The 15,314-nt window shown below is 53.3% G+C and carries 15 protein-coding genes; 5 read left to right on the forward strand and 10 right to left on the reverse strand.

The window, feature by feature from the left end:
• Positions 1-2: 2 nt before the first annotated feature.
• The 8 genes from JSN25_RS01015 to rppH all read right to left on the reverse strand — a co-directional run bounded on the left by JSN25_RS01015 (position 3) and on the right by rppH (position 6,578).
• A complete protein-coding gene (locus JSN25_RS01015; protein WP_038633302.1) occupies positions 3-326 on the reverse strand; it encodes a prepilin-type N-terminal cleavage/methylation domain-containing protein in 324 nt (107 codons plus the stop codon).
• Entirely contained in the window at positions 311-718 is a 408-nt protein-coding gene (locus JSN25_RS01020) for a DUF2509 family protein (RefSeq protein ID WP_121529510.1), read from the reverse strand. Before JSN25_RS01020 ends, JSN25_RS01015 begins: the two co-directional genes overlap by 16 nt.
• Positions 715-1,278: a prepilin peptidase-dependent protein gene (locus tag JSN25_RS01025; RefSeq protein ID WP_150345394.1), complete on the reverse strand. Its 564-nt coding sequence runs from the start codon at positions 1,276-1,278 to the stop codon at positions 715-717. Before JSN25_RS01025 ends, JSN25_RS01020 begins: the two co-directional genes overlap by 4 nt.
• Positions 1,269-1,739, reverse strand: a complete 471-nt coding sequence (locus JSN25_RS01030; RefSeq protein WP_204525388.1) for a prepilin peptidase-dependent protein — start codon at positions 1,737-1,739, stop codon at positions 1,269-1,271. Before JSN25_RS01030 ends, JSN25_RS01025 begins: the two co-directional genes overlap by 10 nt.
• Before the next feature lie 184 nt (positions 1,740-1,923).
• A complete protein-coding gene (gene thyA / locus JSN25_RS01035; RefSeq protein ID WP_038633316.1) occupies positions 1,924-2,718 on the reverse strand; it encodes a thymidylate synthase in 795 nt (264 codons plus the stop codon).
• Positions 2,719-2,724: 6 nt separating this feature from the next.
• Positions 2,725-3,600, reverse strand: coding sequence for a prolipoprotein diacylglyceryl transferase (lgt, locus tag JSN25_RS01040; RefSeq protein WP_038633319.1), 876 nt, complete (start codon positions 3,598-3,600; stop codon positions 2,725-2,727).
• A 188-nt stretch (positions 3,601-3,788) separates the two neighbouring features.
• Complete coding sequence (gene ptsP, locus JSN25_RS01045; protein ID WP_038633322.1) at positions 3,789-6,035, reverse strand: phosphoenolpyruvate--protein phosphotransferase; 2,247 nt, start codon at positions 6,033-6,035, stop codon at positions 3,789-3,791.
• A 12-nt stretch (positions 6,036-6,047) separates the two neighbouring features.
• The gene (rppH, locus tag JSN25_RS01050) at positions 6,048-6,578 is read right to left on the reverse strand and encodes an RNA pyrophosphohydrolase (protein WP_003825602.1); all 531 of its coding nucleotides are present in this window, start codon (positions 6,576-6,578) and stop codon (positions 6,048-6,050) included.
• Between the two features lie 684 nt (positions 6,579-7,262).
• Here rppH and mutH point away from each other — a divergent pair.
• The 4 genes from mutH to JSN25_RS01070 all read left to right on the forward strand — a co-directional run bounded on the left by mutH (position 7,263) and on the right by JSN25_RS01070 (position 10,258).
• Positions 7,263-7,958, forward strand: a complete 696-nt coding sequence (gene mutH, locus JSN25_RS01055; protein WP_038633327.1) for a DNA mismatch repair endonuclease MutH — start codon at positions 7,263-7,265, stop codon at positions 7,956-7,958.
• Between the two features lie 75 nt (positions 7,959-8,033).
• On the forward strand, positions 8,034-8,747 hold the full coding sequence (locus tag JSN25_RS01060) for a TerC family protein (RefSeq protein ID WP_038633330.1): 714 nt from the start codon (positions 8,034-8,036) through the stop codon (positions 8,745-8,747).
• A 145-nt stretch (positions 8,748-8,892) separates the two neighbouring features.
• The gene (ygdR, locus tag JSN25_RS01065; protein WP_204525389.1) at positions 8,893-9,111 is read left to right on the forward strand and encodes a YgdI/YgdR family lipoprotein; all 219 of its coding nucleotides are present in this window, start codon (positions 8,893-8,895) and stop codon (positions 9,109-9,111) included.
• Positions 9,112-9,217: 106 nt separating this feature from the next.
• A complete protein-coding gene (locus JSN25_RS01070; RefSeq protein ID WP_150345396.1) occupies positions 9,218-10,258 on the forward strand; it encodes an NADP(H)-dependent aldo-keto reductase in 1,041 nt (346 codons plus the stop codon).
• Positions 10,259-10,342: 84 nt separating this feature from the next.
• Here JSN25_RS01070 and lplT read toward each other — a convergent pair whose 3' ends face one another.
• Both lplT and aas read right to left on the reverse strand, forming a co-directional pair.
• Entirely contained in the window at positions 10,343-11,536 is a 1,194-nt protein-coding gene (lplT, locus tag JSN25_RS01075; protein WP_038633338.1) for a lysophospholipid transporter LplT, read from the reverse strand.
• Entirely contained in the window at positions 11,529-13,688 is a 2,160-nt protein-coding gene (gene aas, locus JSN25_RS01080) for a bifunctional acyl-ACP--phospholipid O-acyltransferase/long-chain-fatty-acid--ACP ligase (RefSeq protein WP_087856759.1), read from the reverse strand. The genes lplT and aas overlap by 8 nt, the downstream gene beginning before the upstream one ends.
• A 597-nt stretch (positions 13,689-14,285) precedes the next feature.
• Between aas and galR the strand changes: the two genes are divergently transcribed.
• Positions 14,286-15,314, forward strand: a complete 1,029-nt coding sequence (galR, locus tag JSN25_RS01085) for an HTH-type transcriptional regulator GalR (RefSeq protein WP_038633343.1) — start codon at positions 14,286-14,288, stop codon at positions 15,312-15,314.

Here is a 15,314-nt window from a genome sequence, read left to right on the forward strand (position 1 = left end):
GACTACTGACGGTTCGGGCAATGCAGACGTGTCATTTGACCTTGCCTGCCCAGAGGTGAAGAAATTTTAACGCTGATGCTGACACATCCTGCTTCCGTTGTCTGCATTCGGTTAACCTGCCAGTTCACAGGTGGTGAAAACGGATACAGCTGGGTTTGCTGCCAGGCGTGACGCCAGAGTTGCTGATACTGGTTTCTGACGATAAAACTGTTCATCAACGCCCGCTGGTATCCCGATAGCGCAGTCACAACCATGATCATCAGCACCATTGCCAGCATCACTTCCGGCAGGCTAAAACCACGTTGTCTGTTCAGGGAGTCTGACATAACGCTACCGCCTTTAACGGACAAAAATCGCTCCAGCCATGCGCCGAAAATTCGATATTGCCATCGATAATCGCCCCCTGACGCCATAGCGATACGCCTTCATAATGCGCAATAAGCAGCACGGAAGTCTCAGTAAGTCGTCGCAGGCAAACCGCGACGTCCTGCCCGGTATAACGCCGACACTGTAAAGCCGGTTGTAAGCCCCAGGACTGCATGCGTCCCCATTCGATGGCGGATTGCACTACCGCCTGCCGTTGCAAAGACCGACTTTCCGTTGTAACACGCGATGCAAAACTCGTTTCTTGTCGGCTAACACCCTGCAATAACAGGCTGCCGAGCACCAGAAGTAGCAGGACCATCGCCAGGGACGAAACACCTCGCTCACTATTCACAGGTTGAAACCTGTCACACTGTAAAAGGCTTCAATGACTTTTTGCGGTTCGACGTTGCTCACTCCACGCAAACGCAACGTAAGGAGTGGTTGAAATCCGCGAATATTCAGGCGCTCAACCTTAAACGCCTGAATCTCTATCGTGGCTGGATCGGTCATTTTCTCCCACCCTTTGCCATTACAACTCGTTGCTCCTCGCTGGGTCTCCAGGACTTTGTCCTGTAAACGAAATCCGATGGTATCGGACTCTTTCGCGGGAACGCTCTCCCAGATGCCGTTACTGTTGGCATCCCAACGGGCAATGACACAGTCACCCTTAGCCGATATCACCAGTCCCTCTCCGACACAGCTTCCCCGGCAATACCCTGCCCGCTGAAGATGTTTTGCCACGGTATAGACCCGCTGCCATATTTCATCCTCCAGCGCTAGCTGGCGCGTATTGCGCAGGATCTCTCGCTGCAGAGCGGGTAAAAATCGCGCTGCGCTAAGCAGTAAAATGCTGCTAATGACCATAGCAATGAGCACCTCCAGCAGTGAAAAACCCTGCTCGTTTACAGACATGACCTGGCCTCATCGCGCTCGCAAAGCCTGATCCGCCCCCAGCCTGATACCACCACGCGCCATTCGCCTGCCGCATTTTTCAGACGAATATGTCCAGCCCATGCCGTATTGCGCAGCCCATAAAAGGCCAGTGAAGGCGTTATCTCTGCCATTTCGACATCGTCCCAGCGCGGTGCAAACACCAGCGGTGAAGTCGGTTTACACCCGTCTTGTAAAGCCGCAGAACTGACCAGACACCACGATGGCCCATCCTCCATCACGCTTATCACGTGATCGCGGTTACGCCAGTTAGCATCTTCACGTAGTTGCAGCAGGTAGTCCCGCACCTGACAGGCGGTCTGCCACAGGCGCTGTTGTTGTTGCCAGGACTGCCAGCCATACAACCCGGACGCGCCAAGCGCCGCGACAATCAGCATCGCAATCAGGTTTTCGAGAAACGTGTAGCCTTGTTGTTTTTTCATGCCGCCAGTATGGCGTGAGGAAAATGAATAACGAGCGGGAAATTCGGTTTCTACGACGAGCTACGGGGAATATTTGACGCGTTGCAGAGCGTTGCAATATTTCAGGAACCCGCGCCGAAGAATGAAATGACAGACAAAAAAAACCGACGCGCGAAGGCGTCGGTTGTGACAGCATCAAGCCCGGTTAGATAGCTACTGGCGCTTTAATACCGGGATGTGGATCGTAGCCTTCGATTTCGAAATCTTCGAAGCGATAATCAAAGATAGATTCAGGCTTACGTTTGATGATCAGCTTCGGCAACGCGCGCGGTTCGCGGCTAAGCTGCAGATGCGTTTGATCCATATGATTGCTGTACAGGTGCGTGTCGCCGCCGGTCCAGACAAAATCACCCACTTCAAGGTCGCACTGCTGCGCCATCATGTGTACCAGTAAGGCGTAGCTGGCAATGTTGAATGGCAGACCGAGGAACACATCGCACGAACGTTGATACAGCTGGCAAGAGAGCTTGCCATCCGCCACATAGAACTGGAAGAAAGCATGGCACGGCGCCAGCGCCATCTTATCCAGCTCACCGACGTTCCATGCGGAAACGATGATGCGACGAGAATCCGGGTCATTTTTCAGCTGGTTTAACACCGTGGTGATTTGGTCAATATGGCGACCGTCCGGCGTTGGCCACGCGCGCCATTGTTTGCCATAAACCGGGCCTAAATTACCGTTTTCATCCGCCCATTCATCCCAGATTGAGACATTGTTTTCATGCAGGTAGGCAACGTTAGTGTCACCCTGCAAAAACCACAGCAGCTCATGAATGATCGAGCGTAAATGGCAGCGTTTGGTCGTAACCAGCGGGAACCCTTCCTGCAGATTAAAACGCATCTGATGACCAAAAATGGAAAGCGTTCCGGTTCCGGTACGGTCGTTTTTCTTTGTGCCTTCATCCAGCACTTTTTGCATCAGTTCTAAATACTGTTTCATGGTTCCTCAGGAAACGTGTTGCTGTGGGCTACGGCGGTACGCCCAAACCATCATAATAATGCCTGCGACAATCATCGGGATAGAGAGGATCTGTCCCATGCTGATGTACTGCACCCAGGTGCCGGTAAACTGTGCGTCCGGCTGGCGGAAGAATTCAACGATAATACGAAATGCGCCATAACCAATCAGGAACAGACCGGACACCGCCCCCATAGGACGCGGCTTGCGAATGTACAGGTTCAGAATGATAAACAGTACAACCCCTTCCAGCGCCATCTCATAAAGCTGCGAGGCGTGACGCGGCAGCGAGCCGTAGGTATCAAAAATGGACTGCCACTGCGGGTTGGTTTGCAGCAGTAAAATATCTTCGGTACGGGAGCCCGGGAACAGCATGGCATACTTGAAGTTCGGGTCGACGCGTCCCCACAGTTCACCGTTGATAAAGTTGCCCAGACGCCCTGCGCCCAGACCAAACGGGATCAGCGGAGCGATGAAATCAGAAACCTGGAAGAACGAACGCTTGGTGCGTCTGGCGAAGATAATCATCACCAGAATCACGCCGATAAGCCCGCCGTGGAAGGACATGCCGCCATCCCAGACGCGGAACAGATACAGCGGATTATCGAGGAACAATGGGAAGTTATAGAACAGTACGTAACCAATACGCCCACCGAGGAAAACCCCGAGGAAGCCTGCATACAGTAAGTTTTCTACTTCATTTTTAGTCCAGCCACTGCCCGGACGATTAGCACGGCGCGTCGCCAGCCACATCGCGAAAATAAAACCCACCAAATACATCAAGCCGTACCAGTGAAGCGCGACGGGTCCGATTGAGAAAATGACCGGATCGAAATCCGGAAAATGCAGATAGCTACTGGTCATCTGTCACCACAAGTTCTTGTTATTTCGCTGAAGTCAGACAGCAATTGATAAGCGCGCCTGCATAAAGCAGGCGCTCCAAAGGTGCGAATGATAGCACAAGGGGATCGCAGCGGATGCCGGGAAGATGTAAAAGATCTGTATAGGTAATCTTTCCCCCGTAATGCCTGACAGCGTTACGCTTATCAGGCCTACAGTCCCCCGCGAATCAGCCCCCCCATGCCACGGCGCTCCATAAAGGCCGCCACCTGATGGCGTACTTCTGCCGCCATCTGCGCTTCCAGGCTGCGCTGGGCCAGCGTTTGCGCCTCGCCAAAATCGATATGGCGCAGCAGATATTTAACGCGAGCCACGGATCGACCGTTCATTGATAAATGACGGAAACCCAGGCCGATCAGAATGGCCACGCACATCGGATCGCCCGCCATTTCACCGCATAAGCGCAAATCGATACCGCTTCTTTCGGCTTCTTGCGCAATCATCGCCAGCGCACGTAACATCCCCGGATGCAGGCTGTCATAAATGCTGGCCACCCGCGTATTGTTACGATCAACGGCCAGAATGTATTGGGTGAGATCGTTGGTTCCGACCGAGATAAAGTCTATCCGGTTAGCCAGATGCGGCAACATAAACACCATCGACGGAACTTCCAGCATGATGCCGATGCGCGGTTTCGGGATTGCGTAACCGATCATCTCTTCCACTTCGCGTCCGGCGCGTTCAATCAGGCGTCGCGCTTCGTCCACTTCATCAATACTGGTCACCATCGGCAGTAAAATGCTCAGGTTACCGGTTGCCGCGTTTGCACGCAGCATGGCCCGGACCTGGATCAAAAAGATCTCCGGTTGATCGAGCGTAATGCGGATCCCACGCCAGCCAAGGCATGGGTTCTCTTCACTGATCGGCATGTAGGGCAGCTGTTTATCGGCCCCGACATCCAGCGTCCGCAGAGTCACCGGCTTGTCGTTAAACATTTGCAGCATCCCTTGATACTGCGCAACCTGTTCTTCTTCCGAAGGAAAGCCGCTTTGCAGCATGAAAGGAATTTCTGTGCGATACAGACCAATGCCATCGATCCGACTGCCCAGCTTCTCTTCATGTTCCGGGCTGAGACCCGCATTGAGCATCACCTTCACGCGCTCGCCGCTTTTTAACTGCGCCGGTTGGTTAACGTCATCTTCCGCCAGGCGGCTCAGCTCGATCTCTTCGCTGATAAGGCGCTGGTATTCCTGGACCAATACCGGTTCCGGATCGACCAGCACTTCGCCACGATAACCATCCACCACCAACGTTCGACGGTGTAGTACTGACGGCTGGATATCAGCCCCCATGACGGTAGGAATACCCAGCGCACGCACCATAATCGCCGCATGAGAGTTGGCTGCGCCGTCCCGGACAACCACGCCGACTAACCGGTCCTGGGGAAGTTCCGCCAGCGTCGTAGCGGAAAGCTCATCCGCCACCAGCACAAAACGTTCCGGCCAGGCATTCGGTCCCTGGATCGAGTCGTCAAGATGGAACAGCAGACGCTGGCCCAGCGCGCGTAAATCTCCGGCCCGCTCTTTGAGATAGTTATCGCTCAGCGCGGCAAACTGTTCGGCAAATTTTTCGATGATCGTTTTAACGGCCCACTCAGCCACCGAGCCGTTATCCACTTCCGCAAACAGTTCGCGGCGCAGGCGGGTATCAGAAAGCAGGTGCGAGTAGAGATCAAAGATCGCCGCCGTTTCTTTCTGTGCCCCGGCGGTAAAGCGTTTGCTGTAACGGCGGAATTCGTTCGCCGCCTCTTCCAGCGCACCGGTCAGCCGCTCGCGCTCAAGCACCGGGTCCAGCGTTGAAGCCTGATAGACCTGCTCCATCAGCGGTAGCGTTGCATCCTGCCAGCCTTCGGCAATGGCTACGCCGGGAGCGGCAGGCAATGCACGGATACGCGTTTGCCGGTATTGGCCGAACAGTGCGTTCAGTTGCGACTGGGAAAGTATGGCCGCCATTTGCGTGGCGAGCGTCACCAGGAAAGACTCTTCGCTTTCGTCGTACTGACGTAATTCACGCTGTTGCACCACCAGCACACCTAACAGCTGACGACGCTGAATAATCGGTACGCCTAAGAACGCACGAAAGCGCTCTTCTTTTACCGAAGGGATGTATTTAAAGCTGGGATGTTTTTGCGCATCGGCGAGGTTGATAGGTTCCGCCAGCCTGCCAACCAGGCCAACGATACCTTCATCAAACGCGAGTGCGACGGTGCGACCACGTGGTTTTTTCAGACCTCGTGTCGCCATGAGGTAATAACAACGTCGGTCGTGATCGGCCAGATAGACCGAGCAGACCTCTGTATCCATCGCAAGACAGATGTCGGTAACCAGTATATTGAGCGCCTCATTAAGACGTGGAGCACTGGCCACCTTTTCGACTATTTCGCGCAGGCGGGTGAGCATAATTTGCGTAGCTTAACCTCTTTTACGTCTGTACGCAGGTGCGCTTTGCGGTTTAGGAGTGCTCTCCTGAAGCGCCATGACAACACTTGCGAATTCTTTCATCACCCTGCGATAGACATCGCGTTTAAATGACACCACCTGTCGAACCGGATACCAGTAACTCACCCAGCGCCAGCCGTCGAACTCAGGTGTACTGCTGGTTTGCATATTAATTTCAGCATCGCTGCTGACTAATTGCAGAAGAAACCATTTTTGTTTCTGGCCGATACAAACCGGCTTTGTGTCCCAACGCACCAAACGTTTCGGTAACTTGTAACGCAACCAGTTACGAGTAGAAGCAAGGATCCGTACATCTTTACGGCTGAGACCCACTTCTTCAAAGAGTTCCCGGTACATCGCCTGCTCTGCCGTCTCTCCTGCGTTTATCCCACCTTGTGGGAATTGCCAGGAGTGCTGACCAAATCGCCGGGCCCACATGACCTGCCCCTGGCGGTTACAAATTACTATCCCTACATTCGGGCGGTAGCCATCGTCATCAATCACCGGACTACCTCAACATAAACCTTATATACAAACGATTGTTTCACACTCCTGAGAGGCGGTAAACCACTCTGTTAAGGGTGCGATATTCTAATAACAATTGAATAACTCACAGCGAAGCCCCGAGTTATAAACAGAAGAAGGGCATTCTGGGCGATTTTATTCACCTTTTCTGTGGATATAGTTGTGAAGAAGTACGGAATTACTATGGGAAAACCCAGAACAGTCCGAATAAGACATTCGTCACATATAAAAAATAGTCTTATTTATTCATTAAGTTAAAAACGATCGGTACCAACGCACACACATAAATGTGATGTGTGTCACGCACACGATCTTCACGCTGATGAAAGATCGACCAGCGTTGGTTTTATCCACAGATTATGCCAATAAGTTAGGCACAATTTGTGTAAAAATTCGATTTTCGTCGCACGTCAAGGCTGTAAATTGAAACAGTAGTGGGGGTTTTTCACAGTTATCCCATCTTTCTGTGGATAACATGGTGTAAGATCCTGTTCATTGTCAGTGACCAGAATTGGAAAACCCGCATTGCTGTTGCGCAACTGCGCGCGTGTGAATATAAAAACCAATATAAATCATATAATTGAATAAAGCATGTGGAAAAAGATAAACTCTGTCCACACGGTATAAAATCATTGCTCATTTTTTCGCCTAAGGGTTAATCCGATGCCAGAACTCCATCCGCTACTTTCTCCACCTGACTCTGAAGCCCAATTGCTGACTCAGGCGCGGCAGCTTGCGGGCTACTCGTTGGGAGAATTGGCGACCATGGCGGGGCTCGTCACCCCAAGGGATCTCAAGCGTGATAAAGGCTGGATTGGCGTCCTGCTGGAGATTTGGCTGGGTGCCAGCGCAGGCAGCAAGCCGGAGCAGGATTTTGCGGCGCTGGGCGTGGAGTTGAAAACGATCCCTGTGGACAGTCTTGGCAGACCGCTGGAAACCACCTTCGTATGCGTAGCGCCGTTAACTGGCAATACAGGCGTCACCTGGGAAACCAGCCATGTGCGGCACAAACTTAAACGCGTACTGTGGATCCCGGTAGAGGGTGAACGCAGCATTCCACTGGCTGAACGTCGCGTCGGCTCGCCCTTGCTCTGGAGCCCAAACGACGAAGAAGACCAGCAATTACGGTTGGACTGGGAAGAACTAATGGACATGATTGTGCTAGGCCACGTCGAACGCATCACCGCTCGCCATGGGGAAGTGTTACAACTGCGTCCCAAAGCCGCCAATGCCCGAGCGCTTACCGAAGCGATTGGCGCCCATGGCGAACCCATCCTGACCCTGCCGCGCGGGTTTTATCTGAAAAAGAACTTCACGCGCGCATTGCTTGAGCGGCATTTCTTATTCCAGCCGCAATAGGCACTGCCCGGCCTTTCACCCGCCGCGTTACGGGCCTATAATTACCGCTTCTTTTTTTTGGCAGGACTTTGCTCGATGTTATTTGCATGGATAACCGATCCTAACGCCTGGCTTGCGCTCGGTACGCTGACGCTGCTGGAGATCGTTCTTGGGATCGACAATATTATTTTCCTCTCTCTGGTTGTAGCCAAACTTCCGACAGCGCAACGCAATCATGCCCGACGTATTGGGCTGGCGGCAGCAATGATTATGCGTCTGGCGCTGCTGGCCTCTATCGCCTGGGTAACACGGCTGACAAACCCGTTGTTCGAGGTATTTGGCGAGGCGATTTCGGCGCGCGATCTGATCCTTCTGCTCGGCGGGTTGTTCCTGATCTGGAAAGCCAGTAAAGAGATCCACGAATCCATTGAAGGTGAGGAAGAGGGACTGAAAACCCGCGTCTCTTCATTCCTGGGCGCGATTGTGCAGATCATGTTGTTAGACATTATCTTCAGTCTGGATTCCGTAATTACAGCGGTAGGCTTGTCTGACCATCTGTTTATCATGATGGCGGCGGTGGTGATTGCCGTGGGCGTGATGATGTTTGCTGCTCGCCCAATTGGTGAGTTTGTCGATCGTCACCCTTCAGTGAAAATGCTGGCGCTCTCTTTCCTGATTCTGGTCGGTTTTACGCTAATTCTGGAAAGTTTCGACGTCCACGTTCCAAAAGGATACATCTATTTCGCCATGTTCTTCTCTATCGCGGTAGAGACACTGAACCTGTGGCGTAATAAAAAAAATCCGCTCTGATGAAATCTGTCGCTCCCCGCAAGGGGAGCGAATACCGCACCGTACCTACCTCTTCTCACAGTTTAAGATTTTACTGCTTTCGTCATGCATAACTTCGCGTTATTACTAAACTATTGTCAGACGCAGGCCATGAGAGGATAAGCAGATGAAAAAATGGGCAATTTTGATTTCCGCCGTAGGACTGGCTTTTGTAGTTTCTGGGTGCAGCAGCGATTATGTAATGGCGACAAAAGATGGCCGGATGATCCTGACCGACGGAAAACCAGAGATTGACGACGATACCGGTCTGGTGAGCTACCACGATCAGCAAGGCAATGCGATGCAGATCAACCGCGACGATGTATCTCAAATCATTGAACGCTGATGGTTGAGGTCAGCAGCGCGCTGACCTTAACAATTTTACTTCCCTTTTTCTCTTCCCTCAGCCATTTTTATAATCCTTATGTTGTGATTATAAAAAGGAAACGGCTATGCAATATCACCGTATACCCCACAGCTCGCTGGAAGTCAGTACACTGGGGCTGGGCACAATGACGTTTGGTGAACAAAACAGCGAAGCCGACGCCCATGCACAGCTCGATTATGCCGTGGCACAAGGCATAAATTTGATCGACGTTGCCGAGATGTATCCGGTACCGCCGCGCCCTGAAACCCAGGGGCTCACCGAAACTTACGTGGGCAACTGGCTAGCCAAACACGGTAGCCGCGAAAAGCTAATCGTGGCGTCGAAGGTCAGTGGACCATCACGTAACAACGACAGCGGCATTCGACCGAATCAGGCGCTGGACCGTAAAAATATCCGTGAAGCGCTGCACGACAGCCTGAAAAGACTGCAAACCGATTACCTGGATCTGTATCAGGTTCACTGGCCGCAGCGCCCCACCAACTGCTTTGGTAAGTTAGGCTACAGCTGGACGGACTCCGCGCCGGTCGTCTCCCTGTTGGATACGCTGGACGCGCTGGCTGAGTTTCAGCGCGCGGGAAAAATTCGCTACATCGGCGTTTCCAATGAAACCGCGTTTGGTGTGATGCGTTATCTGCATCTGGCGGACAAACACGATCTGCCGCGCATCGCCACTATCCAGAATCCCTACAGCCTGCTGAACCGTAGCTATGAAGTTGGACTGGCAGAAGTCAGCCAGTACGAAGGGGTTGAACTACTGGCCTATTCTTGCCTGGGCTTCGGTACGCTAACCGGTAAGTATCTGAACGGCGCGAAGCCTGCCGGCGCACGTAATACGTTGTTTAGCCGTTTCACACGCTACAGCGGTGAGCAAACGCAAAAGGCCGTTGCAGCCTATGTGGATATCGCGAAACGCCATAATCTGGATCCTGCGCAAATGGCGCTGGCATTCGTGCGTCGTCAGCCGTTTGTCGCCAGCACCCTGCTGGGAGCAACGACGATGGAGCAGTTAAAAACCAACGTTGAAAGCCTGCATCTGACGTTGAGCGAAGAAGTTCTGGCCGAGATTGAAGCGGTGCATCAGGTGTATACCTATCCTGCACCATGACGGTTAGTGCCTGATGGCGCTACGCTTATCAGGCCTACAGAAAGCAATCCCTGTAGGCCCGATAAGGCAACTACACGTCACAGACTAATGGCGGCGCTGCCAAATCCATAGCGCCGCAATCGCCAGCGCAAACAGCGCGCCAAATCCAATACCAATCGCTACCGCCGGGATCCCCACCAGCACCGCCAGCGAGTAAATACCCAGCATCAGCAGCATCGCGCTGTTTTCACCCAGGTTTTGCACCGCAATCGCATTACCCGCACCGACGCTTTTCTTGCCCCGCTCCTGTAACAACGCATTCAGCGGCACCACAAAGAACCCGCCTGACACGCCAATAAGCATCAGCAACGCGTAAGCCGGAAGCAGCGCATGTTGCAGCGAGAAGATCAGCACCACGACGCCAATCAGGATCCCCGCAGGCATACAGCGCGACACGGTTTCCAGCGTCACCAGCTTCGCCGCCGCACCCGCGCCGACCACAATCCCAATCGCCACCATGGCATTCAGGTAAGTAGGTGTGGCGTTATCGGTGATGCCCAGCGCCACCGGCACCCACAGCACCAACAGAAAACGCAGCGTGACGCCAGCGCCCCAAAAGAGGCTGGTTCCCACCAATGAGAAACGCGTCTCACCGTTACGCCACAGCGAAGTGGCCGCACAGAAAAAACTGCGGGTCATTTTCCCCAAATGCCAGGACTGGCCAGGGCGAGCCGCGGCCAGCTTCGGGATAAACAGGTTAGCCACCACGGCACCCGCATAGGCCAGCGCACAGGCAGAAAGCGCAGCAATCACGTGCCAGTCGGCCAGCACGCCCCCCGCCACAGAACCGAGTAAAATCGCGGCAATGGTGGAGGCTTCCATCAGGCCGTTAGCTTTCACCAGTTTGTCGCCAGTGGTCAGTTCACCGAGAATGCCATACTTGGCTGGTGAATACGCCGCCGCGCCGATCCCCACCAGCGTATAGCCGAGAAACGGATTAACGCCGAAGCAAATACTCGCCGCGCCCAGCAGCTTCATGCCGTTAGCGAACATCATCACCCTGCCTTTGGCAAAGCTGTCCGCCACCTGCCCGACAAAGGGCGCAAACAGGATGTAAGCGCCCACAAACACCATTTGCAGGATCGGCTGACTCCAGTCCGGATAAAATTGTTCCTTAAGCAAAGCCAGCGTGGCGAACAGTAAGGCGTTATCGCCAAACGCCGACAGGAACTGCGCGGCGATAACGGACATCATCCCTTTGGACCAGATAGAAGTGTTAGTGTGCACTGACTCACTCATGTTGTTTTTCCGGCTCATCGACCCAGCTTTTCAGCGTGACAAAATCCGGCTTACCGCTGCCGAGTAATGGGAGTTGTTTCAGGTGGCGAATATCACGCGGCACGGCAAGTTCAGGCACGCCGTGCGCTCGCGCATACTGCTGCAGTTTTTCGCGCGTCAGTTCACTGTCGGTGGTGAACAGCACCAGCGCCTCGCCTTTGCTGGCATCGCTTTTGATCGCCGTGGCGTGCATTTTATCCGCAGATACCGCCAGCGCCAGTTGCTCAACCATTTCCAGCGAGACCATCTCTCCGGCAATTTTAGCAAAACGCTTGGCGCGTCCCTGGATCTGCACAAAGCCGTTTTCATCAAAGCGCACGATGTCTCCGGTGTCATACCAGCCGTGCTCAATCTCACCCTGCGCATTTTCTGCCGTCGGCACTTCCAGCACGCCGGGTTTTTCGACGCGCAAATAGCCGCTCATAATATTAGGGCCTTTTAGCTGTAAACGCCCTCCGTCCTCAATGCCTGGAACAGCTAACAGTCGGGCATCCATACCGGGCAAGATGCGCCCTACCGTTCCTGATTTCGCCGCCATCGGCACGTTGATCGACACCACTGGCGCACATTCCGTCACGCCATAGCCTTCAAGGACGCGCAGACCAAATTTCTCCTGCCACAGCTGTTTTGTGGTGTCTTGCAGTTTTTCCGCTCCCGCCACCACATAGCGCAGACGGTGAAAATCATAGGGATGCGCGAAACGCGCGTAGTTGCCAAGGAACGTTGACGTACCAAACAGTACGGTGCAGTTCCGGTCGTAGACCAGCTCCGGCACAATGCGGTAATGCAGCGGGCTGGGATAAAGAAACACTTCTGCGCCGGTCAGCAACGGCGTGAATAATCCCACCGTCAGACCAAAGGAGTGGAATAGCGGCAACGCAGACATAAAGCGGTCGTCGGCGGTGAAATCGGCGATGGTTTTAATCTGCTCGACGTTCGCCAGAATGCTCTTGTGGCTGTGTACCACACCTTTCGGATGACCTTCCGAGCCAGAGGTAAAGAGGATTACCGCGGCCTCTTCCGGCTGCTGTTTCACCTGCGCCAGATGCGGCGCCAGCAGGTGTGAGAAAATCCACAGCTTATCGCTAAACGTCACATCGGCTTTCAGGTCTTCCAGGTAAACCCAGCGCACCTGGGTGAGCTGCTCCGGTAAATGCCAAAGTTTGCCTTTATCGAGAAACTGTCGGGAAGTGAAGATAGTTTTGATTTCTGATGCAGTAATGGCGCTGGTTAGCCCTTTTACACCTGCTGTATAGTTCATCATCGCCGGAATACGTCGACGCGCAATAGCGCCAAAAATGACCGCCGCGCTGATCCCCGCGTTTGGCAGCATCAGGCCAATTTTTTCACCCTCAGAGGTATATTTTTCCAGAATACGGGCCACAAACAGCGTCTTAGTCAACAGTTTACGGTAGCTGTCCGGCGTAAAGTTAACATCTTCAATGCAGTTTTTGCCTGCGCCATAGCGATATTTCGCCGCCAGCAGAGACTCATAAAGCGTTTCACGCGGACGTACCGCCATGCGCGCTTCCATCATAATTTGATGCAGCATTTCGCCCGCGATTTTGCGGCGATCGCGAGCACGCGGCGCTTCCGGCATCGGCATATGGGTCGGCGGCAGGATGTGCAAGCGAATACGCGGGAAGAATCGCTGTTTAACCAGACCTTTCAGGCGACTAAAGCGTGACAGCTCCGCGCCTTCGATGCGCACAGGAACCACCGTGGCCCCTGACTTTGCCGCGACAAACCCGGCGCCGTCATAGATTTTCATCAATGAACCGGTAGTCGAAATACGCCCTTCCGGGAAAATAACCACCGGACGCCCCTGCTCGACCAGGCGAACCAGATGTTTAATCGACATCGGTTTGGTCGGGTCTAACGGCACGAAATCAATCAGCGGGGTCAGCCAGCGCATGTACCATTGCTGACTAATAGAGGTGTAAACAGCAAAAACGGGGCGGATCGGTAAAAAAAGCGCCAGCAGGATGCCGTCGATAAATGAGACATGGTTGGGAGTAATTAGAACGCGTTCTCCCTGTAGCGCGCTGATATCGCCCGTGACGCGAACGCGGAAAAGCACGCGAAACAGATTACGAAAAAAGCCAAATAGCATCTCAACTCCCTGTGCCATTAATTACATAAACATTAATGATGGGAGAGTATACGAGTTGGGGAATGGGCGCGACAGGTAACTGGTGAATACAATCCGAAAAAAAACCTGCGCATCCGCGCAGGTCGGTGCAAGAGACAGGTACGAAGTGCGTACCGAATAATCTCACCAATCAATACCTCTGGGATCTTGATTGTGGTCGTCAGCAGCCAGATACGCCAGTGCGAAAACGCAAAGGAATGAACCCAAATGCAACGAGTTGTGTAAATTATCGGTTACTGTTACAGATAGGCCGAAGACAAAAAAAAACCTGCGCATCTGCGCAGGCTGGTGTAAATCTAGTGATCAACCCGAAAGTTGATTTCACCTATCAATACCTCTGGGATCCCAACTTTAGCAATCTGCTCAGTGCCCTCACCAGCAAACAATCGCAACAGCACATCGCAAAGTGTAAGTAAAAATTAGCGTTTTCTATTTTCTGTCTTACTTCGCTCGTGCGCGCTCACATTTGCGACGTCCTGACAGGCAATCTGCTTGAACAGCCAGCCGTTTTCCGTAACACTGACACAATGTAAGCGTTTACCCACAACAGGTACTATCATGGCGACCATAAAGGATGTAGCCCGACTAGCTGGTGTATCAGTCGCCACCGTTTCTCGAGTGATTAATGATTCCCCCAAAGCCAGCGAAGCATCGCGTCTGGCCGTAACGAGTGCAATGGAATCACTCAGCTACCACCCCAACGCCAACGCGCGTGCGCTGGCGCAACAATCTACCGAAACCGTCGGACTGGTGGTTGGTGATGTGTCAGATCCATTTTTTGGGGCAATGGTTAAAGCTGTCGAGCAGGTGGCCTATAACACCGGTAATTTTTTACTGATCGGCAACGGCTACCATAATGAACAGAAGGAACGTCAGGCGATTGAACAGCTTATTCGCCACCGCTGCGCTGCGCTTGTTGTCCACGCCAAAATCATCCCGGATGCAGATCTGGCTTCATTAATGAAGCAAATCCCCGGCATGGTATTAATCAACCGAATTCTGCCAGGATTCGAACAACGCTGCGTTGCCCTCGATGACCGCTTCGGCGCGTGGTTGGCTACCCGACACCTTATTCAGCAGGGCCATACGCGTATCGGTTATCTGTGCTCCAATCACACCATTTCAGATGCGGAGGATCGCCTGCAAGGCTATTACGATGCGCTGACGGAGAGCAATATACCGATTAACGATCGGCTGGTGACCTTTGGCGAGCCGGATGAGAGCGGCGGTGAGCAGGCCATGACCGAGTTGCTTGGCCGTGGTAAAAACTTCACGGCTGTAGCCTGCTATAACGACTCAATGGCGGCTGGCGCGATGGGCGTGTTAAATGATAACGGCATTGATGTACCGGGAGAAATTTCCCTGATCGGCTTCGATGATGTGCTGGTTTCCCGCTATGTGCGTCCACGTTTGACCACGGTACGCTATCCGATAGTGACGATGGCGACCCAGGCCGCTGAACTGGCGCTTGCGCTGGCGGAGAAGCGACCCGCGCCTGAAATCACCCACGTATTTAACCCAACTCTGGTGCGCCGCCACTCCGTTTCGACGCTGACAGAGCCGGGCAATTCTTCGTCAAACGATTAA

Source organism: Citrobacter cronae, from assembly GCF_016893685.1.
GTDB lineage: Bacteria > Pseudomonadota > Gammaproteobacteria > Enterobacterales > Enterobacteriaceae > Citrobacter > Citrobacter werkmanii.

What these genes read in the sequence shown, in the direction of transcription:
- JSN25_RS01015 (WP_038633302.1), bottom strand. Translation starts at nt 326, where the DNA reads ATGTCAGACTCCCTGAACAGACAACGTGGTTTTAGCCTGCCGGAAGTG.
- JSN25_RS01025 (WP_150345394.1), bottom strand. Translation starts at nt 1,278, where the DNA reads ATGTCTGTAAACGAGCAGGGTTTTTCACTGCTGGAGGTGCTCATTGCT.
- JSN25_RS01030 (WP_204525388.1), bottom strand. Translation starts at nt 1,739, where the DNA reads ATGAAAAAACAACAAGGCTACACGTTTCTCGAAAACCTGATTGCGATG.
- thyA (WP_038633316.1), bottom strand. Translation starts at nt 2,718, where the DNA reads ATGAAACAGTATTTAGAACTGATGCAAAAAGTGCTGGATGAAGGCACA.
- lgt (WP_038633319.1), bottom strand. Translation starts at nt 3,600, where the DNA reads ATGACCAGTAGCTATCTGCATTTTCCGGATTTCGATCCGGTCATTTTC.
- ptsP (WP_038633322.1), bottom strand. Translation starts at nt 6,035, where the DNA reads ATGCTCACCCGCCTGCGCGAAATAGTCGAAAAGGTGGCCAGTGCTCCA.
- mutH (WP_038633327.1), top strand. Translation starts at nt 7,263, where the DNA reads ATGCCAGAACTCCATCCGCTACTTTCTCCACCTGACTCTGAAGCCCAA.
- JSN25_RS01060 (WP_038633330.1), top strand. Translation starts at nt 8,034, where the DNA reads ATGTTATTTGCATGGATAACCGATCCTAACGCCTGGCTTGCGCTCGGT.
- ygdR (WP_204525389.1), top strand. Translation starts at nt 8,893, where the DNA reads ATGAAAAAATGGGCAATTTTGATTTCCGCCGTAGGACTGGCTTTTGTA.
- JSN25_RS01070 (WP_150345396.1), top strand. Translation starts at nt 9,218, where the DNA reads ATGCAATATCACCGTATACCCCACAGCTCGCTGGAAGTCAGTACACTG.
- lplT (WP_038633338.1), bottom strand. Translation starts at nt 11,536, where the DNA reads ATGAGTGAGTCAGTGCACACTAACACTTCTATCTGGTCCAAAGGGATG.
- aas (WP_087856759.1), bottom strand. Translation starts at nt 13,688, where the DNA reads ATGCTATTTGGCTTTTTTCGTAATCTGTTTCGCGTGCTTTTCCGCGTT.
- galR (WP_038633343.1), top strand. Translation starts at nt 14,286, where the DNA reads ATGGCGACCATAAAGGATGTAGCCCGACTAGCTGGTGTATCAGTCGCC.